This is a genomic window from Hydrogenophaga sp. RWCD_12 (assembly GCF_046604225.1).
Classification (GTDB): domain Bacteria; phylum Pseudomonadota; class Gammaproteobacteria; order Burkholderiales; family Burkholderiaceae_C; genus Hydrogenophaga.
Map to the genome: position 1 here is coordinate 1 of NZ_JBKIXC010000012.1, position 1,331 is coordinate 1,331.

Consider the following 1,331-nt stretch of genomic DNA (forward strand, 5'->3'; position numbering starts at 1 on the left):
ACAAGGCACCGCGCTGGTGGACCGTGCGGGCTCGACGATGCAGGAGATCGTGCAGTCGATCCAGCGCGTGACCGACATCGTCGGCGAGATCAGCAGCGCCAGCAACGAGCAGAACGCCGGGGTCGGCCTGGTGAGCGAAGCGGTGACCCAGATGGACCAGTCCACCCAGCAGAACGCGGCGCTGGTCGAAGAGAGCGCTGCTGCCGCCGCCAGCCTGCAGCAGCAGGCCCAGCATCTGGTGCGGGCGGTCAGCGTGTTCAAGCTCGGCAGCCACCACTGAGCCATCCCCGGATGTCGAATCCTCACGAGCAGAGAGAGACCCCATGAACCATTTCCAATTGCGCATCGGTGGCCGGCTGGCGGGCGCCTTCGGCATCGTGCTGACCCTCACCTTGCTGTTTGCCCTGCTAGGGATCAACCGCATGGCAGCACTGAACGAAACCACCTCCGAGATCGAGGAAAACTGGCTGCCCAGCGTGCGTTCGGCCGGCGTGCTCAACAAGCTGATCGCGGATTTCCGCATCAACGAGTTCGATCACGTGATGTCCAAGGCCGACCAGGACATGGCCGAGGCCGACAAGGATCTCAAGAAAACGGCCGATGCGCTGGATGCTGAAATCAAGACCTACGAAAAGCTGATCTCCTCCTCCGAGGAGCGCAAGCAGTTCGAGCAGTTCCAGACAGCCTGGGCGGCTGTGATTGCGGAGCACCAGGAGGTGATGAAGCTCTCGCGCAACAACAGCACCGATCAGGCCTTCGCGGTGATGGACGGGACTTCCCGCAAGGCATTTGAAGAAGCCTCTGCGGCGCTGAATGCCATCGTCAAGATCAACAACGACGGTGCTGCTGCCGCCAGCCAGCGCGGCGACGCGCTGTATTCCCTGACGCGCCTGCTCATCGGCGGCTTCCTGGTCGTGGTGCTGACGCTCGGTGTCGCCATGGCCTGGCTGATCACGCGCTCGATTACCCGGCCGCTGGCCCAGGCGGTGGACCTGGTCAAGCACATCGCCGATGGCGACCTCACGCAGACCATCTCGGTCACGCGCCGCGACGAAACGGGCGACCTGCTGATCGCGATGCAGGGCATGCAGCAGTCGCTGCTGCGCGTGGTGACGGACGTGCGCCAGGGGGCAGAGGGCGTGGCGACGGCCAGCGCGCAGATTGCCCAGGGCAACCAGGACCTGTCCAGCCGCACCGAACAGCAGGCCTCGGCGCTGGAAGAAACCTCGGCCTCGATGGAGCAGATGGGTTCGACGGCGCAGCAGAACGCGGACAACGCGCGCACGGCCAGCCAGCTGGCGTCGAGTGCCAGCAGCGTGGCGGTGCAGGGT

Annotated in this window: 2 protein-coding genes; both read left to right on the plus strand. The window is 64.9% G+C overall.

Annotated features, from left to right (window positions below; all coding sequences use genetic code 11):
• A partial coding sequence (locus ACLIJ1_RS23260; RefSeq protein ID WP_411367958.1) for a methyl-accepting chemotaxis protein occupies positions 1-280 on the plus strand: 280 nt, incomplete at its 5' end.
• Positions 281-323: 43 nt separating this feature from the next.
• Positions 324-1,331 (plus strand): MCP four helix bundle domain-containing protein (locus tag ACLIJ1_RS23265; RefSeq protein WP_411367959.1); only part of this gene is annotated, 1,008 nt, incomplete at its 3' end.